Annotated in this window: 17 protein-coding genes; 7 read left to right on the top strand and 10 right to left on the bottom strand. The window is 73.9% G+C overall.

Features of this window, described 5'->3' with window-relative positions; all coding sequences use genetic code 11:
- Nucleotides 1-4 precede the first annotated feature (4 nt).
- The 4 genes from ABCQ75_RS06915 to ABCQ75_RS06900 all read right to left on the bottom strand — a co-directional run bounded on the left by ABCQ75_RS06915 (nt 5) and on the right by ABCQ75_RS06900 (nt 4,496).
- Nucleotides 5-382, bottom strand: a complete 378-nt coding sequence (locus ABCQ75_RS06915; RefSeq protein ID WP_345884188.1) for an ArsR/SmtB family transcription factor — start codon at nt 380-382, stop codon at nt 5-7.
- Nucleotides 342-1,709, bottom strand: a complete 1,368-nt coding sequence (locus ABCQ75_RS06910; RefSeq protein WP_345884186.1) for an MFS transporter — start codon at nt 1,707-1,709, stop codon at nt 342-344. The genes ABCQ75_RS06915 and ABCQ75_RS06910 overlap by 41 nt, the downstream gene beginning before the upstream one ends.
- 82 nt (nt 1,710-1,791) lie before the next feature.
- A complete protein-coding gene (locus ABCQ75_RS06905; protein ID WP_345884184.1) occupies nt 1,792-3,240 on the bottom strand; it encodes an NAD(P)H-hydrate dehydratase in 1,449 nt (482 codons plus the stop codon).
- A 905-nt stretch (nt 3,241-4,145) separates the two neighbouring features.
- A complete protein-coding gene (locus ABCQ75_RS06900) occupies nt 4,146-4,496 on the bottom strand; it encodes a holo-ACP synthase (protein WP_345884183.1) in 351 nt (116 codons plus the stop codon).
- A gap of 284 nt (nt 4,497-4,780) precedes the next feature.
- On the opposite strand from ABCQ75_RS06900, the gene ABCQ75_RS06895 reads away from it, so the two are divergent.
- The 3 genes from ABCQ75_RS06895 to ABCQ75_RS06885 all read left to right on the top strand — a co-directional run bounded on the left by ABCQ75_RS06895 (nt 4,781) and on the right by ABCQ75_RS06885 (nt 6,734).
- On the top strand, nt 4,781-5,611 hold the full coding sequence (locus ABCQ75_RS06895) for a hypothetical protein (RefSeq protein ID WP_345884181.1): 831 nt from the start codon (nt 4,781-4,783) through the stop codon (nt 5,609-5,611).
- 228 nt (nt 5,612-5,839) lie between these two features.
- On the top strand, nt 5,840-6,400 hold the full coding sequence (locus ABCQ75_RS06890; RefSeq protein WP_345884179.1) for a mycothiol transferase: 561 nt from the start codon (nt 5,840-5,842) through the stop codon (nt 6,398-6,400).
- A gap of 64 nt (nt 6,401-6,464) precedes the next feature.
- Nucleotides 6,465-6,734, top strand: a complete 270-nt coding sequence (locus ABCQ75_RS06885) for a hypothetical protein (RefSeq protein ID WP_345884177.1) — start codon at nt 6,465-6,467, stop codon at nt 6,732-6,734.
- Here ABCQ75_RS06885 and ABCQ75_RS06880 read toward each other — a convergent pair.
- The 5 genes from ABCQ75_RS06880 to ABCQ75_RS06860 form a co-directional block, all read right to left on the bottom strand.
- The gene (locus tag ABCQ75_RS06880) at nt 6,731-10,234 is read right to left on the bottom strand and encodes a D-Ala-D-Ala carboxypeptidase family metallohydrolase (RefSeq protein ID WP_345884175.1); all 3,504 of its coding nucleotides are present in this window, start codon (nt 10,232-10,234) and stop codon (nt 6,731-6,733) included. The genes ABCQ75_RS06885 and ABCQ75_RS06880 overlap by 4 nt on opposite strands.
- Nucleotides 10,235-10,244: 10 nt before the next feature.
- Nucleotides 10,245-11,378 carry a hypothetical protein gene (locus tag ABCQ75_RS06875; protein ID WP_345884173.1) on the bottom strand — a complete coding sequence of 378 codons (1,134 nt, stop codon included), beginning with the start codon at nt 11,376-11,378 and terminating at the stop codon, nt 10,245-10,247.
- Nucleotides 11,379-11,397: 19 nt separating this feature from the next.
- Nucleotides 11,398-11,865: a hypothetical protein gene (locus tag ABCQ75_RS06870; protein WP_345884172.1), complete on the bottom strand. Its 468-nt coding sequence runs from the start codon at nt 11,863-11,865 to the stop codon at nt 11,398-11,400.
- A 64-nt stretch (nt 11,866-11,929) separates the two neighbouring features.
- Nucleotides 11,930-13,198: a hypothetical protein gene (locus ABCQ75_RS06865; protein ID WP_345884170.1), complete on the bottom strand. Its 1,269-nt coding sequence runs from the start codon at nt 13,196-13,198 to the stop codon at nt 11,930-11,932.
- Nucleotides 13,195-15,690 (bottom strand): hypothetical protein, encoded by a 2,496-nt coding sequence (locus ABCQ75_RS06860; protein ID WP_345884168.1) that lies wholly within the window; start codon nt 15,688-15,690, stop codon nt 13,195-13,197. The genes ABCQ75_RS06865 and ABCQ75_RS06860 overlap by 4 nt, the downstream gene beginning before the upstream one ends.
- Nucleotides 15,691-15,985: 295 nt before the next feature.
- Here ABCQ75_RS06860 and ABCQ75_RS06855 point away from each other — a divergent pair, with 295 nt between their 5' ends.
- Nucleotides 15,986-16,654: an AfsR/SARP family transcriptional regulator gene (locus ABCQ75_RS06855; protein WP_345884166.1), complete on the top strand. Its 669-nt coding sequence runs from the start codon at nt 15,986-15,988 to the stop codon at nt 16,652-16,654.
- Between the two features lie 331 nt (nt 16,655-16,985).
- Here the strand turns inward: ABCQ75_RS06855 and glmS are convergent, their stop codons facing one another.
- Complete coding sequence (gene glmS, locus ABCQ75_RS06850) at nt 16,986-18,863, bottom strand: glutamine--fructose-6-phosphate transaminase (isomerizing) (RefSeq protein ID WP_345884165.1); 1,878 nt, start codon at nt 18,861-18,863, stop codon at nt 16,986-16,988.
- Nucleotides 18,864-18,936: 73 nt separating this feature from the next.
- On the opposite strand from glmS, the gene coaA reads away from it, so the two are divergent.
- The 3 genes from coaA to ABCQ75_RS06835 all read left to right on the top strand — a co-directional run bounded on the left by coaA (nt 18,937) and on the right by ABCQ75_RS06835 (nt 21,240).
- Entirely contained in the window at nt 18,937-19,902 is a 966-nt protein-coding gene (gene coaA / locus ABCQ75_RS06845; protein WP_345884164.1) for a type I pantothenate kinase, read from the top strand.
- Between the two features lie 4 nt (nt 19,903-19,906).
- The gene (locus ABCQ75_RS06840) at nt 19,907-20,776 is read left to right on the top strand and encodes a M15 family metallopeptidase (protein WP_345884163.1); all 870 of its coding nucleotides are present in this window, start codon (nt 19,907-19,909) and stop codon (nt 20,774-20,776) included.
- Between the two features lie 179 nt (nt 20,777-20,955).
- Nucleotides 20,956-21,240: a hypothetical protein gene (locus ABCQ75_RS06835; RefSeq protein WP_345884161.1), complete on the top strand. Its 285-nt coding sequence runs from the start codon at nt 20,956-20,958 to the stop codon at nt 21,238-21,240.
- Nucleotides 21,241-21,275 lie beyond the last annotated feature (35 nt).

Here is a 21,275-nt window from a genome sequence, read left to right as displayed (position 1 = left end):
CCCCTCAGGCGTGGGGAGGCTCGCCGGTGAGCCGGTGGTCGGCGTGGTTGAGGGTCTCCCGGATCAGGCGGACCAGGTGCCCGTCGCGCAGCGAGTAGACCACGTGCCGGCCGTCCTTGCGGGCCTCCACAAAGCCGCTGAGCCTGAGCTTGGCAAGATGCTGGCTGACCACCGTCCGCGGCGCCGCGGTGCCGGCGCACAGCTCGGTGACCGTCCGGGGGCCCGCGGTGAGCTGCCAGAGCAGGTGCAGGCGGGTCGGCTCGGCGAGCATCCGCAGGGTCCCGGCCGCCGTCTCGAGCAGCTCCGGGCCGGGCGCGGGGTCGTGGACGAGCGAGGGCCCGTCATCGGCCCCTCCGGCTGCGCGGTTCGGCTGGCTCTCCACTGCGTCCCCCTTCCGGGCCGGCCTCTTCGGCCGCGGGACGCGGCCAGGACAGGAAGGCCCCTGCGGCACCAAGCATCGCAAGGATCGCCAGCGCGAGCGAGGCGGTGCCCAGGCCCGCCGCCGCCCCGAGGCTCCCGGCGACCGGGTAGCTGATGATGTAGCACGCGTGCGAGAGCGAGAACTGGGCCGTGAACACGTACGGCCGCGTCTCCTCCGTGGACGCCGCGCGCAGGAGCCGCGCCGAGGGTGTGAGGATCAGGGCCGTCCCGGCACCGAGGAGGAGCCAGAGCGCGAGCAGCCAGCCCCAGGTCGCCGCGCCGGGCGGGAGGGACAGCAGCGCGGTCGCCGCCGCGAGCGCGGCCGGGAGCAGTGCGGCGCCGGCGAGCATCACCGCCCGGTCCCCCGCGCGCTCGAGGACACGCGGCGCGGCCAGGGCAACCGCCATCGAGCCGACGCCGAAGCTCGCGAGCGCCAGCGCGAGGTCCGTCTCCGGGCGGCGCAGGACTTCCCGGACCACCACCACCGAGTCCACCAGCACGAGCGCGGTGGGCGCCGAGACGGCCAGGTTCAGGGCCAGGAGAGCACGCAGCCGGGGCTCGCGCCAGAAGATCCGGGCGCCCAGGGTGGTGCGGTGCCAGAGGGAGGCGGTGGCGGACGACGCCGGCGCCGGGGTTCGCGTGGACCGCTGCGGCGGGGTGGGGGCTGGGCGGGCAGGGGCGGGCCTGCCTGCGGCCGGGCGGGCTGGGGCTGGCCTCCCCGCGGCCGGGAGGACGGCCAGCACGACCATCGCGGCCGAGAACAGGAAGCCGCCGCCCGTGCCCACGAACAGGCTGCTGTAGCTGACCACGCCTAGCAGCAGGGCGGCGACGGCCGGACTGGCGAGGGCCTCGAGGTCATAGGCCAGGCGGGAGAGGGAGAGGGCCCGCGTGTAGTCCCCCTCGTCCTCCAGCACCGCGGGGATGAGGGACTGGAACGCCGGCGTGAAGGTCGCGGAGGCGGACTGGAGCACGAAGATCACCGCGTACACCTGCCAGACTTCGCTGATGAACGGCAGGCAGAGCGCCATCGCCGCCCGCACGAGGTCTGCCGCGATCAGCACGGGCTTCTTGGGCAGGCGGGCCACGAGGGCGTTCACCACCGGCGCGACCCCCACGTACGCGAGCATCTTGATGGTCAGGGCCGCGCCCATCACGGCGCCGGCGTCCGCCCCGGCGAGGTCGAAGGCGAGCAGGCCCAGGCTCACGGTCATGAGGCCGGTGCCGAGCAGGGCGACCACCTGCGCGGCGAACAGGCGTCGGTATGCCGCATTCTTCAGGACCTGGAGCAAGGCGGGCCTTTCCGTGCACATGTGCACAGACGTGCACTCTTTTGCACCACCCTACGCCGTGGGCGCGCGGCGGGCGAGGCCGTCAGCCGCGCTGCAGCCGGGCCACCGCCTCGCGCACCGCCCCGGCGAGCTGGCCCGCGCCATAGGGCCCGCCCTCGGCGGCAATGCGTCCCGCGCTGCCGTGGACGAACGCCGCGAGGGCCGCGAGCTCCACGGGCCGGGCGCCTGAGGCCGTGGCGAGCAGCGCGCCGAGGATGCCGGTGAGGGTGTCGCCGCTGCCGGCTGTGGCGAGGTACGGGTGGCCCTGCGACTGCACGAATACCGTCCCGTCCGGTGCCGCGCAGACCGTGGCCGCGCCCTTGAGCAGCACGGTTGTGCCACAACGGCGGGCGGCCCCGCGGGCCCAGCGCAGGGGCTCGGCCTCGATGTCCTCGCGCTCGGGGGCCACTCCGCCGCCGGCAAGGGAGCCCAGGAGCGCGGCGAGCTCCCCCGCATGGGGGGTGAGGACCATCCGCTCGTCGGGCCCGGCGCCGGATGCCTCGAGGTCCGCGGCCCACCCGCCCAGCCCGGACGCGTCCACCACTACCGGGAGCCCCGACGCGAGGGAGGACTGCAGCGCGCGGTGCTGGTCGGCGTCGTCCGCGATGCCCGGGCCGACCGCCCAGGCCTGCACGCGTCCCGCCCCGCCGACCGCCTCCGGGTGCGCCGCGAGGACCAGGTCCCGCACCCGCTCCGGGGCAAGCACCCGGACCATCCCGACCCCGGCCGCGAGCGCCCCGGCGACCGTGAGCACTGCCGCCCCGGGGTACTCGCGCGACCCTGCTACAACGCCGAGGACGCCGCGCGAGTACTTGTGCCAGTCGGGGCGGGGCGCGGGGAGGAGGCGGGCGGCGTCGTCGGGCTCGAGGGAGCGGACGTCCGGGTCGGGCAGATGCGGGCCGAGGCCGATGTCCACGACCTCCACCTCCCCCGCCAGCTCCCGCCCGCGCCCCACGACGAGTCCCGACTTGAGCGCGCCAAACGTCACCGTCACATCCGCGCGCCACACCTCGGGGCCGGCGGCGCCGGTGTCAGCATTGAGGCCGCTGGGGACATCGCAGGCGATGACCCGCGCGTCCGGGCGGGGGTGCGGGGCGCGGAAGACGCCGCTGAAGCCGGTGCCGAGGACGGCGTCGATGACCGCGTCCGCGTGGTCGAGGGAGTCGCCGGGCTCGGCGAGGCGGCCGCCCGCGCGCCCGAAGGCCTCGAGGGCCGCGGGGTGGGCAGCGCCGTGGGCGAGGACCGCCGTCGCGCGCACGCCCCGGCGGGCCAGTCCGGCGAGGGCGAACAGCGCGTCGCCGCCGTTGTTGCCCTTCCCGACCACCGCCGCGACGTGGGTGCCGTGCACGCGGCCGCGGGTGCTCTTGAGGTCCCTCGCGACCGCGAGCTCGAGGCCGCGGGCCGCCCGGGCCATGAGCGCCGGGCCCTGGCCCTCCTCGAGGAGGGGCGCCTCCGCGGCGCGGACCTGGGAGCCGGTGTACGCGGGTCTCATGGGGCGAGTCTAGGCGCGGCCCTCCGCCGAAATGGGGGACTGGACCGCCGAAATGGGGGCCCTGATTGGCGAAATGGGGGTCCCGATTGCCGAAATGGGGGCCCGGACCACCGAAATGGGGGCTTGGGCCGCCGAGATGGGGGACCTAATCGCCGAAATGGGGGTGAGCGCGTGGCATCGAGAGGCGCCGAGGTTACGCGTTCGGTGGAATAGTTGCACGAAAGTTACCTGTCTCTTCAAGTCAACTCGGGATTGCGCTGAAGGCCGGCCGATAGGCTGGACGGGCCGCCGCGTCGACAGGGTCCGCGGGGCCTGACACTGGTGCGGCTTCGGCCGAGTCCATGGGGGGACTACATGATGCGCTTTGCGACGGCTGCCGCCGTCTCCATACTCGGTGCCGCCGTACCCGTCTGGGCTGCTGGAGCCACGGATCTGGGGCTCGTGCTGTGGGCAGCGAGCGGGGCGTACGGTGTGGTGATCGGGCTCGGAGCCGTAGTCCGGGCACGCGCGGCGCTGCGGAGCGGTCGCCTATCGCCAGCCTCTGCCGGCGCGGCGGCGCTTTCGCCCGCTGCTCGCGGGGCGGACCTTTCCCCTGCTGGGCGGGCGGCCGAAGGCCCGGCGATCACGGCCGGCGTTGGCCAGGCGGCCGGCGTCGCGGCGGGGGCGGCAGCCTTCTCCCCCGCTGGGTCCGGCGCTCCGGTGCGAGTGGCTGCGTCGCCACGGGCTGGAGGAGCCGGGGCTGCAGTCGTTGCGGCGACCGCTTCGCTCCGGAGCGCGGCGGCCCTCGCGCAGACGGGCGAAGCGGCCGGTGCGGAGGGGCGCGCGGGCGGGGAACGCGGCGTCGTGCGCGTGCCCGCGAACCTGGCCGATCCGCTCACCCTGCGGGCGCCGGAGCCGGCTGCGCGCTAGTCCTCGGCGACGACCATGGCGGTCGCGATGCCGCCGTCGTGGCTCATGCTCAGGTGCCAGCGCTTCACGCCGCGGGCGTCGGCGACGGCGAGGACGGTCCCGGTCACCTGGATCACGGGGCCGGAAGAGCTCAGGCCGATCCAGCAGTCCTGCCAGTTCATGCCCGCGGGGGCGCCGAGGACCTTCGCGACCGCCTCCTTGGCGGCGAAGCGGGCTGCAAGGGAGCGGGCGTGCAGATCACGCTCCGCGGGGACGAAGAGCCGCTCGCGCAGCCCCGGGGTGCGCTCGAGCTGGCGCTCGAACCGGGCAATGTCCACGACGTCCACGCCGATGCCGATGATAGCCATGCCGCCACTCTATCGGGGGCTGCGGGGCCGGGTGGGGTGCTGGATCAGGTGCTGGGCTGGAGGGGGTTGGGGAGGTGCGCCGTCAGCTCGTGCTCGTTTTGGCTGCCCGGCCTGCGCGGCAGCGGCGTGGCACGCGGATCCGAGAGCGTGTCCGGGATCAAAACGAGCTGGAGCTGACAGACCGGACGGGCCAAAGCTCCTCAACACCCAACAGATTCGGAGTGTCGTCCACATGGAGGCCGAGCGGTGCCCCACGCGGCCGCCGCGTGGGCTGGGCTGGCGGCATGGAACCTTTGGACTATCTGCGGACGCTCGGCGGAGTTGCCCGGACGGGGACGCTCCTGAAGGCGGGCTACACGAACCGGGACGTGGCCGTCCTCGCCAAGACCGGATACCGGCCAGCGCGCGGGATCGTCGCGATCACCGGCTGCGACCAGGACTACCTGTTCGCACTCACCCGGAACGGACTCCTCACCTGCGGCTCTGCTGCCCAGTTCCATGGCCTCTGGATCCGCGAGGCACCCCCGCGTCGGCACCTTGCAGTGAACCATGCGAGGACCGCGGGCTTCGTGGGGCACCGGGGAACGCGGTTCCCCAGCCATGACATGCTCCCGATCGCATCCGTGGAGGACACGCTCCTGCACGCGCTCGGCTGCCTCGAGCCCTACGACTCCGTGGCGATGGTGGAGTCCGCGGTCCGAGCCGGACGCGTCCGCCTGGAGATGCTCGCCGAGCTTGTCGGAGCGAACCGTCTGGGCCCGGCGCGGCGGGCGCTCCTGCTGGTCAAGCGCATCGGCGACTCGCAGCCGGAGGTCGAAGCGCGGCTGCTCTTCGAAGCGCAGGGCTGGACCGTGCTGTGCCAGGCCGAGATTCCCGGTGTAGGGCGCGTGGACTTCCTGATCGAGGGCGTGGTCATCGTGGAGATCGACGGGCATGAGTTCCACGGCCGCAGGCCAGCGTTCGTCAACGACCGGAGGCGGATGAATGAGGCCCTGCTGCGCGGGTACCCCACGCTGCGGTACCCGCCTGAGACCGTCTGGAGGGACCCGCAGCGGATCGTCCGGGACGTCGAGGCCATGCTCGTCGCGTGGCGGCTGGGCCACAGGATGGGGTGAAGGGCGGTGCGCTCGTGCTCGTTATGGACGCCGTACAGCGGCGTGTCGGCTGTGACACGCCGGCCTCCGGACCTTGATTCCGCCATCACGAGCACGAGCAAACGGGAGGGGCCCGGGTCAGGGGCTGTGGCTCGCTCGGAGCCGGAAGGATCCTGCGGGGCCCGGAATCGGACTGAGCGGGATCCCGGGGGCCTCGACAGGGGCCGCGCGGTGCGGTGTTGTTGGAGCATGCAGCAGGAGTGGGCGGTCCGGATTCTCGAGGACGGGTTCGAACGGGTCCGGGAGGAGGTGGAGCACGTGCTGCTGGGGCTCACGCCCGCCCAGCTCGCGCACAAGCCCGGGCCGCGCGCGAATTCCGTGGCGTGGCTCGTGTGGCACCTGACGCGCATCGAGGACGACCACATCGCCTCCCTGGCCGGCGTGCTCGCCGGTGCCGAACCGCCTGCTGCCGGCGATCATGAGGTCCCGCCCGGCCAGCTCTGGCCCGAGTGGACCGACCGCTTCGGCCTCCCCTACCCGCTCGGCGCGACCGGCTATGGCCACCGGCCAGAGGACGTCTCGGCGTTCCACCAGCCCGACCCCGAGCTCCTGCGCGGCTACCACGAGGCGGTGCATGCGCGGGTCCTCCGGGTGATAGGCGGGCTGGGCCCCGAGGACTGGGGCCGCATCGTGGACCGGAGGTGGACCCCGCACGTCACGGCGGCTGTGCGGCTGGTCAGCGTCCTCAATGACGCGACCCAGCACGTGGGCCAGGCCGCGTACGTGCGCGGCCTGATCCTCTCCGCCTGAGCCGGCCGCATCCCGCCTCCCCCCGGCCCTCCGGCCCGAGACACCCGGCCCGATCGGAGTGACAATGGGTAGTACTTCCTCCGAGGAGGCGATGGAGATGCGAATGTGGCGGTTCTGGCGGTCGCCCAGCACTGAGAGGCTGCACTGGTCGGGGTCGCCGACCCACTCGATGGGGCGTGACCCGGCAATGCCGAACCTCGCCGCGGCCCAGATACCGGGCCCCGGCTCGGGCAGGGCAGTCCTGCGCGAGGGCCAGCCGGTCGAGGTGACCGAGGACCCCTACGAGAAGGAAGGGCACCTGCCTGCCCACCACGGCCGCCACCGGAAGGGCTAGACCCCGGGCACCGGGCCCCCGAACAGCGGGCTCGGATGGAGGGCGCCCTCCCAGGACAGCTCGATGTGCGCGTGGTCCGTGTGCGGGCTCTTCCCGTTGTACGGCCGCCAGCCGAGGCTCCTCCGCGGCCAGCTCCACTGCCTCCGGTTCCAGATGATGTAGCCCACCTGCAGTTCCACCGCGTTCGCGATCAGCCACGCGACGTACGCCTCGGTCTGGGCACGCTGCGCGGGGTCGTCGGCCCGCGCGTAGGCGTCGATGGCGCGCCCCTCCCCGTGGATGGACGGCTTTCCGCCCGTCCCGGCGATCGCCCGGCAGTTGTACGTCCCCGCCCTGCGCCCTGTCAGGCGCCGCCACTGGTCCGCGAGCGCCCGCGCCCCCGGCTGGGTCCTGCCGGTGCACGCCGCGAACCTGCTCTGGCGCACGACGCCGGCAGCCCGGTCCGGCGTCCTCGTCACCTGGGCGGGGCCCGGGCCGGGTGACGGCGCGGGACGCTGGGACGGCGGCGGTGCGGGGCTTGGTGCCGGTGCGGGGCCGGGTGCGGGCGCGGGACCGGGTGCGGGGCCGGGTGCGGGCGCGGGCCTCTGGCCGGCCCCGTGGGCACGCCGGTGCTCCTCCACGGCCCGCATGGCCTGGCGCCCCGGTGTCCCGCCCATGTAGGTCCACAGCGCCCACGTTCCCCGCACGTCCACATGCGCGAACGTGTTCCCGATCCCTAGACCGAGGCCCGTGCCGCCGACGTCGATCGCGAGCTTCGCGATCTCCGTGCCGCTGAGCCCGCGGATGGTGATGTCCGCGGCCTGGCCCGAGCAGTGCCGGCTGAGGGTCGGCTTCTTCCCGCGGGCCTCGTACACGGCCTTGTTCCGGGCCCATGAGCGGTACCCGGAGCCGATGCGCACGGGCCTGCCCGCCCTGTCCCGAATCGCCTGCAGGAGCCGGACGAGGTCCGGGGAGATCCGGGCGACGTCCGCCGCCCTGCCCCCGCTCGTCACGAGCTCGCCCACCGTGAAGTGCCGTGAGAGCCGGACAGGGCGCACCGACGCTCCCGTGGCCAGGAGCGGCAGGCCGGTGGCGTGGGGGTCCCAGTGCTCCTGGCCGCGGCCGGTGGCGCCCGGGGCGCGCTGGAGGGTGGCTCCGGAGGGGAACGTCTCCGATTCGGCCAGCTCTGCCTCGAGCCATTCCTGTTCCGCCGCCTCGACCGCGAACGCCTCGGACTCCCCGTCCTCGAACCCCTCGCCCTCAAGTCCCTCGCTCTCGGACTCCTCGCCCTCAAGTCCCTCGCCCTCGGGTCCCTCAGTCGCGAACGGCCCGAGCTCGACCTGCTCCGGCTCGAAGCCTCCCGCCTCAGACGGTCCGTCCTCGAACGCGTCGGACGATCGCGGCTCGACGCCCTCCGGCTCGTACCCCTCGGACTCTGGAGGCTCGCCTTCCCGTTCCCAGGACTCGCCCTCAGACCACGCGCCCTCGGACCAGGGTCCGCGGGCTCCCCATACCCCACCGGCCTGACTGGCCTCGCCGGCCTCCCAGGGCTCGCCGAGGGCCTCGAATCCGCTCGCCTCGTCGGTCTCCCAGACCTCTCCGAGATCGGCCTCGTCTGCCTCCCACGACTCGCCCTCGAGGGCTTCCTCCCCAGCCTCGCCGGCTTCCCAGGACTCGTGCCCGAGGTCCTCCCCGGCCTCCCAGGCCTCTGCGGTCTCCAGCCAGGTCTCCATCTGCTCCCCCTCGAACTCGGCCCCCTCGGACTCGGCCACGCCCGTCTCGGCCCCCTCGGACTCGGCGATGCCAGCCTCGGCCCCCTCGGACTCGGCGATGGCCCACGGCGCCTCCATCTGCTCCTCCCCGGACCGGGCCGGCCCGCCGCTGCACGGGACCCGCGCGGCGCGCGGGAGGTCCGCCGCAGGGTCGGCGAGGAGCCGCCAGCCGAACACCCTCGGGATGTCGTTGTGCCCCACGGGCGTGGACTCGACCCGGAACCGCGGCCTGAGCCGTGCCCCTCCCGGTGCGGACAGCGCGGCGCAGACCTGCTTCGCGAGCGCTGCGCTCGCCGGCGCCGTGCTCCGGGGCCCGCCCGGGATGAAGAGGACGCGCATGGCCGGCGGCACGGCCGAGGGCGATGAGATCTCGCGTGCTGTCCGGGCGCGGACCCACGCGGCGAGCGCCCCGGCTGGCTGGTAGAGCGCGTCGAAGACGTGGACCTCGTCCACCTCCCCCGGGTCCAGCTGCCCGAGGATGGCCAGTAGCGGAGCGCCGCCGCCCGAGTGCGCGGTGAGGATGAGCCGCCCGAGCGGCGCGCTGATGCCCGTGTGCGCCGCGAACCGCGCGAGCCCGTCCCGCACGAGCTCCTTGAGCGCCCCCGGCCGGGTGAGCGCGGGGAAGGTGAACCTGTCGGCGCGCGCCGTGCTCGGCGTGGACTTCCCGCGCGGCAGGAGCGCGAGCGTGGGCCGCGTCCGCCCGCCCGGCTCGCGGCCTGCGGGGTCGGAGAAGTCGAGTCCGCTGATCCGCTCCTTGTCCCGCGGAAGGCGCATGCCCGCCGCCGCGGAGGCGTACCCGTGGAGGTGCACGACGACGTCGATCGCCGCCGGGTCCTGCATCCCGTTCCAGCGCATCACCAGGTCCGGGCCGGCTCCCCGGTGCGCGGCGAGCAGCGGGACGCGCGCCGCCTCGAGCCGTCCGCCGGCGGTCCGACCGGGCGTGGCGGGCCGCCCGGACGCACCCGAAGGCCCCTGCCCCGGCGGGGACGGGAGGCGCGATGGCGGGACGGACGCGGGTGCCGCCCCTCGCCGTCGTGCGTCCCGGTACGCGCGCACCTCGCGGACCACGGCGGCAGGGACACCGCCGTACGACCACACCGTCCACGCCCCACGCACGTCGATGTGCGCGAACCCCTTCCCGAGGCCGATGGCGAGCTCGCCGCCGGCGGCGTCGATCGCGAGCCTGGCGATCTGGGCGCCGCTGAGCCCCGGCACCGTGATGTCCACGGCCTGCCCCGAGCAGTGCCGGCTGAGCGTGGGCTTCTTGCCGTAGCCCCGGTAGAGGGCCTTGTTGCGGGCCCAGGACCGGTAGCCGGAGGTGATGCGCACGGGCTTGCCCGCGCGGTCCCGGATGGCCTGGAGGACGCGGACGAGCTCCGGGGAGATGCGCGCGACGTCCGAGGCGCGGCCGCCGCTGCTCGCGAGCTCGCCCACGGTGAAGTTCGCCGAGAGCCTGGTCCGGCGGACGGCCGGGCCGGTGTCGAGCAGGGGCAGGCCGGCGCCGTTGGGGTCCCAGTGCTCCTGGTCGCGGCCCGTGGCGCCGGAGGCGCGCATCAGGACCGCGCCGGAGGGGAACGCGACCCCGCCGCCGGACTCCTGCTCGGGCTCCGCCCACGGGGCCTCGGCGGCTGCCGGTGCAGCGCCGGCGGCGAGGGGCAAGGGGGACCCGGCTCCGAAGGGGGACTCGGAACCGAACGGGGACTCGAAGCCCCACGGGTCCAGGCCCAGCGTGAACGCGTCCGCGGACATGGCGGCCTCCTCAGCGCGTGAGGACGGGCTGCCGGGAGTCGAGCTCCACCCGGGCCGAGCGCGCCATCCGCTTGAGGTCCTTGCCGGTCGCGGCGGACCACTCGGTGATGACGCGGCGGCTCTCGGCCCCGAGCGGGGCGGCGCCGGGCGGGAGGGGCGGCGCGGCCGGCGACTGGTCCGCGTAGAGCAGCCAGGCGAGTTCCGGCCCGGTGACGTAGCCGGCCTCGAGGGTGCGCAGGAGCAGGGAGAGGTCCGAGGCCATGGAGAGGAACGCGCTCGAGCGGCTGTGCGGGGCCAGGCCCACGCGCTCGCCGATGAGGCGGAGCCGGTCGCCGGCGCTCGTGGCCTCGGCGCGGAGGTCGACGACGACGGGCGTGTTCGCGCTGAGGGTCAGCTCGACCCAGCCGAGGGCCGTCGCGGCGGCGAGCTCCTCGCGGGCCAGGAGGGCCTTCTGCCGGCGCACGCGCAGCACGTAGCCGAGCTGCTCGGCGATCCGGAAGATGCGGTCGTCGTCGGCCTGGTTCGCCCCGGACGTGTTGCGCAGGTTGGACATGGCCTGCCACAGCTCGAACAGGAGCTCCTCGAAGAGGGGCACGAACGAGGCGTTCGAGGCCACGGCCTTGTCGAAGACGAAGGGCCGGTTGTCGTCCGCGCCGAAGGCGAGGTCCATGCCGAAGAGGCGCCAGTACGCGTTGCGGCGCACGGCCTCCGGGTCCGGGCGGACGGCGGAGGTGGAGAGCCAGGCCGAGAGCAGGCTGGGCGCGGCGAAGACGAGGGCCTCGGTCGCGTCGAGCCAGCGCATCGTGGCGATCGAGGGGACGCCGAGCCCCTCGCCGGAGCGGAACTCGCGGACCACGCGGCGGATGATCTGGAGGGCCCGCGTGTTCTCGAGCACGAACGAGTATCCGAGGTGGTCCCAGGCCGGGCTGGCCGTGGGGGCGTCACCGCTGAACGCGCCGAGCTGGATGAGGGAACGGCGGGCCGCGCCGGCCGGGCCCACGGGGTCCTGCCAGAGGTTCGCGGCGTCCCACACCTGTTCCATGTGCAGGATGAGGTCCATCGGGTCCGCCGTGAGGACCCTCTCCGCGGCCTGCTGCTGCGTCACGCCGCCGCCGGTGAGCCGCCGGACGAGTTGCTGGATCATGGTCTCGCTCTCCTTCGCGCTACAGGGCGTTCTTGTCCCGGTCCGGTCTGGCCTGGCCGATGAAGCCCACGTCCGGCTCGACGATTCCGAGCGAGCCGACATCAGTCCACTCGTGCCGCTCGAGGGAGGCCCTCAGCCGGAAGAGCGCCTCGATGGTGCGTCGCGGGAGGGGCCTCCCGTTGCGTGGCGGCATGAGGTAGCGCAGGGGCTCGAGCTCGCTCACGATGCTCGAGAGCCCCCGGCCGATCTGGTCGAACCCGAGTGCCGCGCCGACGGACTCGGTGAGCCCGTCGAGCCGCCGCCGGAGGTCCTCGTTCTCCGCCTGCAGGTCCTGCACGTGCAGGGCCAGGGCGTGGGTCTCATCCGCGTGCTCCTCCGCTGCCCGAGATGCCCCGGCGGAGCGGCCGGACCCGCTGGCTGTGCCCGCGCCCTTGTCCTCGTCCTTGTCCTCGCCGGACGGTCCGCCCGGCTGCTTCCTCGCGACCATCACTCCTCCTCCTCAGTTGCGGCCCGCCGTCCAGCGTGCCCGCCGAGTTCCCTCGTCAGCCCGTTCACCCCGCGGCCGGGACGGCCGCGCTCATCCATGTCCGCGCCCGCTCGATCCACGCGGGCGCACCGTCCGGGTCCTCGGCCTCCCGCAGGCCCGCGAGTGCCACGAGGCGGATGCCCTCGGTGCGCCGCCAGTGCGGAGAGGACCAGGCTCCGGCCCCAGCGGACCGCTCGAGGTCTGCCAGCGCCCGGGGCGAGACGCGCGCGGGATCGAGCACCGCGGCCATGGCCCGGCCGCCGAACGCGGGCACCGGGGCGGCGAGGCACGCGCTCGCGAGCGCCGGCAGCCAGCCGGCCGAGCGCTCGAGCAGGGCCCGCACCGAAGGGTCTGCGGCCGCGGCGGGATGGGCGGCCAGCATGGCCTCCTCCAGCGCGTCCCACGGCCCGGCCCCCCACCCGGCGGCCCGGCACAGGGCGCAGCCCAGCCTGGTCCGGAGCCAGCCCACCGGATGCGGGTCGCCGAGCGGCCACCGCAGGATGGTCCGCGCATCCCCGACCACGTCGTACAGCGCCGCAACGGACGCGTAGCCGGTGTGCAGGAACGCGAAGACGTCCGCGGCGATCTCGGAGGCCCAGGGCTCCCACATCCGGGCGAGCTCGGGCTCGCCCGCGAGCACCCTCGCGATCGCTTCCCGCACGCTCCCGGTCCACAGGGCCAGATGCGCTACCTGGTGGCCGGTCTCGTGGAACAGGGAGGTGGGCCGGTAGAGGTTGTGCCGCACGATCTTGATGGCCGCGACCGGGTTCACGGTCCCGGGGTTCCACAGCCGGATGCCTGCCCGCAGGATGGACGCCCCGAGCCCCTTGTCCACGTAGCAGAGGACGGGCGGCACGGGGATCCCCGCAGGGACGAGCACGGCGGACATGCTCTGCACGGCCATCCCGTCCAGCAGCCGCAGTGTGGAGCGCAGGCCCTGGGAGCTGCGCGAGCTGACCGCGTCCCCGAAGAACTCGAGCGTGGTCTCGACCTGCGTGTACCGGCGCCGGAACACCTGGACGGACCTGGCCGCGGCGGTGAGCCGGGACGGGTCGGTGCGTGCCGCCGTCGCGAGCCTGTGCGCGTCGCGGCCGAGGCCCACGAGCTCGCGCGCCGCGGTGCCGAGCTGGCGCCGCAGCGGGAGGCCGGTCTGCGCCTCGACCGCTGCCCAGGCCTGGGCGGAGGCGAACTCCTCGGCGTCCTCGAACGTCGCGGCGGCGGAGAGCCAGTGCGCGCTCTGCCGCTGGAGGTCCGCGGCGACGAGGCGCTCGCGCGGGGCAGCCAGCGCCGTCATGGCAGGGGGCTCCCCGGGACCACGGTGACCCTCGCCTGCGGCGCGCCGCTGAACGCCGAGCCGTCCATGGCCTTCCTCAGGCCGGACACGCCCAGGCGACCGTTGACGGCGTCGTGCACGAGGGCCAGGCCCGGCACCGCGGTGAGCTCGACCCGCACTGTCACCCCCCTGCCCTGCGCGGCCGCCCGGGCGAACTCCTCCGCCCGCGTCCGCGCCCACTGCGCCAGCTGGGCCAGGTACCACTGGCGCACTCGCCGGCGCAGCGCCCCGAGCACGCTCGGCGCCACCTGGCCCACGATCCCGGCGGGCGAGAGCTCCTCGCCCTCCACCGCCTCCCTGCGGAGCACGACCCCGCGGCCGGGGCGGCTGAAGTCGAGCCCCCGGAACGCGCGCGAGAGGGCCTGCAGCAGCGCCGGCGTGCCCGCGCCCTGGCGCACGGCGGCGGCGATCCCCTGCGCGTCGGCGTCGGCCAGGTGCACGACGACGTCGATCCTCGCCTGGGGGAGGTCGACGACGACGCGCGGCTGGCTCGGCCGCGCCGCGGCGCCTGCGAGCGGCCTGGCCGCGGCCGCGGCGCCGAGGGGCTCGAGCACGTAGAAGCGCTGCCCGGCGGCCACGCGGCCCCGCGACTGCAGGAACGCGGCCGGGGCGGCCACGCCGAGCCGGGGCTCGCGCAGGAGCAGCCCGGCAGCCTGGGGCGTGAGCGGGTGCATGCGCCGCCACGCCCGGCGGGGGCCGCCGCCCGAGCGGGCGGGGCCGCGGTCCCGCGCGGCGATGCGCGGCAGGGTGGTTCCCGTCACGGCCTCGTAGATGTGCACCCGGGCCCGCAGCGGGAGCTGAAACCCCGCGGAGCGGAGGGCCGCGGCGAGGGTCGCGCCGCCGAACGTGCGGACGGCCTCGGCCACCTGGGGCGTCACCTCCACCTCGGGGATGCGCGTGTAGCGGCGGAAGGGGTGCGCCGAGCGGGCCCGGCGCGTGATGAAGCTTCCGCCGAGCGTGGGTGCCTGCTGGAGCCCAGGCCGGACCAGCGCCGAGGGGAAGTTCGTTGCGACCGCTTGCTCGAACGCCTCCGCGACGGCGAGCTGGAGGAGGTCCTCGTTGTCCAGGGTGTAGTCCTCGGCCTCCGCCAGGCGGCGCACGGTGTCCTCCACCGTCGCCGCGAGGACGGTCGGCGCGGCCTCCCACTCGGACTCCTCGGACGGCGACTCGAGCTGCAGGAGCCGCAGGCCGGCGTCGACCACCGCGTTGGAGAGCGGCCCTGCCAGCTGGGGGCCCGTCCACCGGCCGATCAGCTGCGCGACGTACTTGGCGAGGAAGCCCACCACGCGCGGACGGCCCACGAGCCGGATGCCCACGCGCAGGGCGGCGAGGAGGGCCGGGACGAACTCCTCGACCGCGGGCGCGAGGTCCTCGTCCTCGCCCGCTGCGGCTATCCGGTCGATCAGCTCGGCGCGGGCGGCGGCAAGGGCCTCGAGCTCGCGGCCCTCGTCCGGACGGAGCCCCTCCTGGCCCGCGAAGGCCTCGGGCTCCTCGCCCAGCGCGAGGTCCCGGACCGCCGCCTGGCCCGCGGAAGCAGCGCCGGCCGCCTCCGCGAGCGCCTCGGCGGCAACGGCGTCGAACGACTCCGCGAGCAGCTCCGGGTCCGTGGGCAGCGCCGGCGCGAGCGCGAGGCCCGCCGTGTCCGCGGAGGCCTCCGCCTCCCACTCCGCCTCCCACTCGGACTCCGCGAGGGACTCGGCCTCGAACCTGATCCGGGACGCGAGCGCGCGGGCCGCCGGCTGGAGCGGCGCGGGGAGGCGGCCGATCGCGAAGGACAGCACCCGCTGGAGCAAAGGGCGCACAAGGCCCTTGAGCCTGGCCAGGACGCCCCGCAGCAGCGGGCCCGCCACGGTCCCCGCGACCTTCCTGGCGGCCTTCGCGACGAACTTCACCGCCTTCTTGGCCTTGCGGACCAGGCTGCCGAGGAACTCCTCGCCCGCCGGGGTCAGGACCTCCCCTGCCGTGTCCATGCCGTCCAGGAGGGCATCGAACTGCTCCTCGCTCAGGGACGCCGCATCCGTGAGGGAGAGGCGCTCCTCGAGCCGGCCGAGGTAGCGCTCCGCCTCGAGGCCCAGAGGCGCGAGGTGCGCGTCCCCGATCCGCTCCCGCTCCGTGCCGTAGCCCGGGGCCTCGCCCTCGAAGCGCTCGTCCACGGCCTCGGCGGTCTCGGCCACGAGGTCGGCGACTGCCTCCGCGAAGGCCTCGTCGCGGAACCCCTCGAGCGCCTCGGCGTAGAGGGCGTCCGCTCCTCCCGCCGGGCCGCCGGCGCCGGCACGCTCGGCGAACGGGGTAAGGCTCTCGGTCCACGGCAGCAGCCCGACGCTGCCCACCGGCTCCGCTCCCGTCAAGGCCTCGGAGAACGGATTCTCGTACCCGTTCCCCTCGTGCAGCCGCGCAGCCTGCCCGTCGTGGGCCCCGGCCGGGGCGGGCAGCGGCTCCTGGGTGATGGACATCGGGCCCTCCCTCGCTCGCACTTGCTGGAGCCAGTGCACCACCCGGGCCGTCCCCCACGGAGGGCGAGGACGTCCGCGGAAGGTGCGTGCCGGCGTCGTGCGCCATTGCCGCCGCGTCCGCGCTACGTCCCGGTAGCGTCCCGCGGTGCCCGGCCCCTGTCCCAGCCGCTTGACAAGCCGCGGCCGCCTGCCGATAGTGCCGGAGGAGGGGGCGCCCATGGATGCTGAAGCGGGTCAGCCGGTGCCACCGCCCCGACGACGGGTGGCAGTCGTGGGGCGGCTGGGGATCTACCCCATGGTTCGCCTCGCCCTGCCGGCGCGGCGGGTGCTCGCCTTCCTCGCCCTGCACGAATCGGGCCCCCACCAGTCCGCGGTCCCGCGGGGCGCCGCCGCGGAGCAGCTGTGGCCCGACGTCCCCGAGCCGCACGGGCGCGCGAACCTGCGCCGGGCCCTGTGGCAGCTGCCGCACGGGTGGGTGGAGAGCGTGGGCGAGGACCTGGTGCTGGACGCCGAGGTGGACCTCCACCGGGCGCGGGCGGTCGCGGCGGCCTGCCTCGGAGGCAGGCATGCGACCCTCGAGGAGATCGCGCTCCTGTCCGAGGACCTCCTGCCCGGGTGGCACGAGGAGTGGGCCACGGCCGCGCAGGACTCGTTCCGGCAGCTGCGCCTCCAGGCCCTCGAGGCCGTGTGCCGGACGATGGCCGGGGCCGGGCAGCACGCGCTCGCCACCCAGGCGGGGATCGCCGCGCTCGCCGCGGAGCCGCTGAGCGAATCCGCGGCCGAGGCGCTCATCGCCGCCCATCTGAGCCAGGGCAACCGGTACGCGGCGCTGCGCTGCTACCGCGACTTCCGCAGGCTCCTGTGGGATGAGCTGGGGGTGGACCCGGCGCCTGCCCTCGTGGCCCGCCTCACCCACGTTTCGGGTACACATAAAAGCCCCCTGGAGCGTTTCGGGTACACATAAAACCACCCCCGCGCGTTTCGGGTACGAGGCGCTTCCCCACGGAGCGAGAAGGCCAATGGAATTCTCTTGGGGCGAAGGATCTTGAGCCTCATGCCCGAGGATCTGAGCTCAGAGACCCGGGCTCAGGGGCTGGGGCGATCGCAAGCGCGCTTAACGGGTTTCGGGTACGAACCCTTGGAAGGGCTCGTACCCGAAATGCCGATCCGGCCGAGTTATGTGTACCCGGAACGCTCGTGGGTGGATTTATGCGTACCCGAAACGCTCTTGGGTGGATTTATGCGTACCCGAAACACTCTTGGGTGGAATTATGTGTACCCGGAACGGGAAGGGGCTACTCGACGGTGACGGACTTCGCGAGGTTGCGCGGCTGGTCCACGTCGTAGCCCTTGGCCGAGGCCAGCTCCGCCGCGAAGATCTGCAGCGGCACCGTCGTGAGCAGCGGCATGAGCAGCACGGGGGTCTCGGGGACGTAGAACACGTGCTCGGCGTAGTCGCGCACGGCCTCGTCGCCCTCCTCCGCGATCACGAGCGTCCGCGCACCGCGGGCCCGGATCTCCTGGATGTTGGAGACGACCTTGGAGTGCAGCGAGTCCCGTCCGCGCGGGGACGGCACCACCACGAAGACCGGCTGGCCCTCGTCGATGAGCGCGATCGGCCCGTGCTTGAGCTCGCCCGCGGCGAAGCCCTCGGCGTGGATGTACGCGATCTCCTTGAGCTTGAGCGCGCCCTCGAGCGCCACGGGGTAGCCCACGTGGCGGCCCAGGAACAGCACGGACTTCTCGTCCTTCATGCTCCGGGCCAGCTCGCGGAGCTCCTCCGCGGAGTCCAGGACCTTCTGGATCTTCTCGGGGATCTTGTTCAGGTCCGCGAGCACGTCCTTGATCTGGCCCGAGAAGATGTTCCCGCGCAGCTGCGCGAGGTACAGCCCCAGCAGGTACGCCGCAGTGATCTGGGCCAGGAACGCCTTGGTGGAGGCCACCGCGATCTCCGGGCCGGCATGCGTGTACAGCACCGCGTCCGACTCGCGCGGGATCGTGGAGCCGTTCGTGTTGCAGATCGAGACCGTCTTCGCGCCCTGCTCGCGGGCGTAGCGGACGGCCATGAGGGTGTCCATCGTCTCGCCGGACTGGCTGATGGAGACCACGAGGGTGTTCGCGTCCACGATCGGGTCGCGGTACCGGAACTCATGTGCGAGCTCCACCTCGGTGGGGATGCGGCACCAGTTCTCGATCGCGTACTTCGCCACAAGCCCCGCGTACGCGGCGGTGCCGCACGCGAGCACGATGATCTTGTCGACCTTCTTCAGCTCGGCCGGGTCGATCCGCAGCTCGTCGAGGATGAGGCGGCCCGAGGCGTCCGAGCGGCCCAGCAGCGTGTCATGCACCGCCGCGGGCTGGTCATGGATCTCCTTCTCCATGAAGGAGCCGAAGCCGCCCTTCTCCGCCGAGGCGGCGTCCCACGAGACCTCGAACTCCTTGCCCTCGGCCGGGTTGCCGAAGAAGTCGGTCACCACGAATGACTCCGGCGTGATCGTCACGATCTGGTCCTGGCCGAGCTCCACGGCGCGGCGCGTGTAGTCGATGAACCCGGACACGTCGGAGCCGAGGAAGTTCTCGCCTTCCCCGAGGCCGACGACGAGCGGCGAGTTCCGCCTCGCCGCCACCACGACGCCGGGCTGCTCGGCGTGCACGGCGAGGAGCGTGAATGCCCCCTCGAGCCGCTGGGCGGCGAGCTGCATCGCCTTGGTGATGTCGCCGTCGGCCGCGCCCCGGAACAGGTCGCCGAGGAGCGCCGCGGCCACCTCGGTGTCCGTCTCGGAGAGGAACTGCACGCCCTTGGCCACGAGCTCCGCCTTGAGCGGCGCGTAGTTCTCGATGATGCCGTTGTGGATGACGGCGAGCTTCCCGCCGTCCGCGAGGTGCGGGTGCGCGTTGGCGTCGGTGGGTCCGCCGTGGGTGGCCCAGCGGGTGTGCCCGATGCCGGTCAGGCTCTCCGGGAGCGGGTGCTCCGCGAGCTCGTTCTCGAGGTTGACGAGCTTGCCCGCCTTCTTCCGCGACTCGATCCCGCCGTCGGCCACCACGGCCACACCGGCAGAGTCGTAGCCGCGGTACTCGAGGCGGCGCAGGCCTTCGATCACGACATCAAGGGCGCCGTGGGTCGCACCGGAGCGCGACTCAGCACGGCCAACATAGCCGACGATTCCACACATGCGCCTCATCCTACCGGCGTCGCACGCCCGCAGCTCATTTCGTGATGTGGGCCGCAGTTGGCAGAATCTCAGGGTGAGTCTGGAGAGAAGCGAGTTCGAGGGCAACGGTGCGTCGCCGTTCGTCGAGCTCGACCGCGCCACGTGGGCGCGCCTCGCGGACCGCATGGAGCAGCCGCTCAACCAGGAGGACATCGACCGCCTCCGCGGCCTCGGCGACCCTCTGGACCTCGGCGAGATCCGGGACGTCTACCTCCCCCTCTCCCGCCTGCTCGCCCTCTACGTCGAGGCCTCCGGCCAGCTCCACTCCGCCACCACCACCTTCCTCGGGGAGCGCACGCAGCGGACCCCGTTCGTGATCGGCGTGGCCGGCTCGGTGGCGGTCGGGAAATCCACCATTGCCCGCGTGCTGCGCGAGATGCTGCGCCGCTGGCCCTCCACCCCGGACGTGCAGCTCGTCACGACGGACGGCTTCCTCTACCCCCTCGCAGAGCTCAAGCGCCGCGGCCTGCTCGAGCGGAAGGGCTTCCCGGAGTCCTATGACCGCCGCGCGCTGCTGCGCTTCGTGGCCGAGATCAAGTCCGGCGCGGAGGAGGTCCGGGCGCCCTGGTACTCGCACCTGACCTATGACATCGTGCCGGGCCGCGAGGTGGTGGTCCGCCGGCCGGACGTGCTCATCGTGGAGGGCCTGAACGTCCTCGCCCCCGCGCGCGCCCGGCACGACGGCACGACGGGCCTGGCCCTGAGCGACTTCTTCGACTTCTCCATCTACGTGGACGCGAAGACGAGCTACATCGAGGAGTGGTACGTCCACCGCTTCCTCAAGCTCCGCTCCGGGGCGTTCGCCCAGCCGGAGAGCTACTTCCACCGCTACGCCTCCCTCTCGGACGAGGAGGCCATCACGACCGCGCGCAGCATCTGGAAGCGCATCAACGAGCCCAACCTCCTGCAGAACGTCCTGCCCACGCGGGGGCGGGCGCAGCTCGTGCTGAGCAAGGACGCAGACCACTCGATCCGGCGCATGCTCCTGAGGAAGGTGTAGTCCCGTGCGGGTGCGCGGACTCGTGCGCGTGCGCGGACTCGTTCTGGCGGCGGTGCTGCTGTCCGTGCTCACCGCGTGCTCGGGCGGCGCCGCTCCCAGCACCTCTCCCGGAAGCACGACGGCGGCGAGCACGACGGCGGCCGGCCCGCCGTCGGCGTCGTCCGCCTCGGCGACGGCGGGGCGCACCCACATCTCGGCGGGCCAGTCCCCCACCTCGGCGGGCCAGTCCCCCACCTCGGCGGGCCAGTCCCCCACCTCGGCGGGCCAGTCCCCCACTTCGGCGGGAGTGGGGGACCCGACGAGCCCGCTCGTGGTCGTGAACAAGAAGCGGCCGCTGGTCCCGCTCGACTACGCGCCGCCCCTCACGACCCCCGCCGTGCCGCTTGCCGCGGGCGCCTCGAACGTGCAGCTCAACCCGGTCACGGCGCGGGCGGCGGAGCGGATGTTCGCCGCCGCCGCCGCGGACGGCGCGCCGATGGCCCTCCTGAGCGGCTATCGCTCCTACGCGACGCAGGTGGCCACGTACAACGGGTGGGTCGCGCGGCAGGGGCAGGCCGTCGCGGACGTTTCCTCGGCGCGGCCGGGCTACTCGGAGCACCAGACCGGCTTCGCGTTCGACATCGCGGCTCCCACAGGCGCGTGCTCCCTGCAGCTGTGCTTCAAGGACACGGCCGCGGGGGTATGGGCAGCCGCGCACGCCCACGAGTACGGGTTCATCATCCGGTACCCGTGGTGGCACCACGAGACCACCGGCTACTACTACGAGCCGTGGCACCTGCGGTACATCGGGGTCGAGGCGGCCGCGGACATGCACGCGCGGGGCGTGGCCACCCTCGAGGAGTACCTGGGGCTCCCGGCGGCGCCGGGGTACTGAGCGCAGCAGGCCTAGGTGCTGCGCGTGTCAGCTCCTGCTCGTTATGGGACCTCCCGTCGGCCACTTCGCGGCGTGTCGGCGCCGCCGCGCGCGGTCCCCAGATCCATAACGAGCGGGAGCGCACGGAAGCGCTCGGGGCTCACCCGCGCGCTCACACGGTGGCTGCGGATGCTGGAGGCATGGAACTCAACGACCTCCTCACCACCACCGCACAGCGCATCGACGCCGAGGGCACCCGCTCCGAGGCCGCAGCGCTCGAGATCCTCGCCGCCGCCGTGCGGGACACCGCCCCGGGAGCGGCCGCAGCGCTCGTTGACTGGGACGGCACCGAGATCGCCCGCCAACGGGCCTTCGGGATCGTCCACGGACTGCTCCTGCACGCGCTCAATGCCCACGGCCGCGAGCTGCTCCTGCTCCGGCTCGACCCGCTCGCCGCCGCGCACATCCTCGTCCGCGCGGCCTGACTCCTGCTAGGTTGGCCGTGTGCTCCGGGTGCGCC

The organism is Sinomonas halotolerans (assembly GCF_039615075.1).
In the GTDB taxonomy this organism is placed as follows: domain Bacteria; phylum Actinomycetota; class Actinomycetes; order Actinomycetales; family Micrococcaceae; genus Sinomonas; species Sinomonas halotolerans.
The sequence above is the reverse complement of the archived record's forward strand: the minus strand, read 5'-3'. Positions and strand labels throughout refer to the sequence as shown.

Coding starts and splice junctions, on each gene's coding strand:
- ABCQ75_RS06855 (WP_345884166.1), top strand. CDS start 15,986: ATGGTTCGCCTCGCCCTGCCGGCGCGGCGGGTGCTCGCCTTCCTCGCC.
- ABCQ75_RS06880 (WP_345884175.1), bottom strand. CDS start 10,234: ATGTCCGCGGACGCGTTCACGCTGGGCCTGGACCCGTGGGGCTTCGAG.
- ABCQ75_RS06865 (WP_345884170.1), bottom strand. CDS start 13,198: ATGACGGCGCTGGCTGCCCCGCGCGAGCGCCTCGTCGCCGCGGACCTC.
- ABCQ75_RS06875 (WP_345884173.1), bottom strand. CDS start 11,378: ATGATCCAGCAACTCGTCCGGCGGCTCACCGGCGGCGGCGTGACGCAG.
- ABCQ75_RS06905 (WP_345884184.1), bottom strand. CDS start 3,240: ATGAGACCCGCGTACACCGGCTCCCAGGTCCGCGCCGCGGAGGCGCCC.
- ABCQ75_RS06890 (WP_345884179.1), top strand. CDS start 5,840: ATGCAGCAGGAGTGGGCGGTCCGGATTCTCGAGGACGGGTTCGAACGG.
- ABCQ75_RS06885 (WP_345884177.1), top strand. CDS start 6,465: ATGGGTAGTACTTCCTCCGAGGAGGCGATGGAGATGCGAATGTGGCGG.
- ABCQ75_RS06895 (WP_345884181.1), top strand. CDS start 4,781: ATGGAACCTTTGGACTATCTGCGGACGCTCGGCGGAGTTGCCCGGACG.
- glmS (WP_345884165.1), bottom strand. CDS start 18,863: ATGTGTGGAATCGTCGGCTATGTTGGCCGTGCTGAGTCGCGCTCCGGT.
- ABCQ75_RS06870 (WP_345884172.1), bottom strand. CDS start 11,865: ATGGTCGCGAGGAAGCAGCCGGGCGGACCGTCCGGCGAGGACAAGGAC.
- ABCQ75_RS06900 (WP_345884183.1), bottom strand. CDS start 4,496: ATGGCTATCATCGGCATCGGCGTGGACGTCGTGGACATTGCCCGGTTC.
- ABCQ75_RS06860 (WP_345884168.1), bottom strand. CDS start 15,690: ATGTCCATCACCCAGGAGCCGCTGCCCGCCCCGGCCGGGGCCCACGAC.
- ABCQ75_RS06835 (WP_345884161.1), top strand. CDS start 20,956: ATGGAACTCAACGACCTCCTCACCACCACCGCACAGCGCATCGACGCC.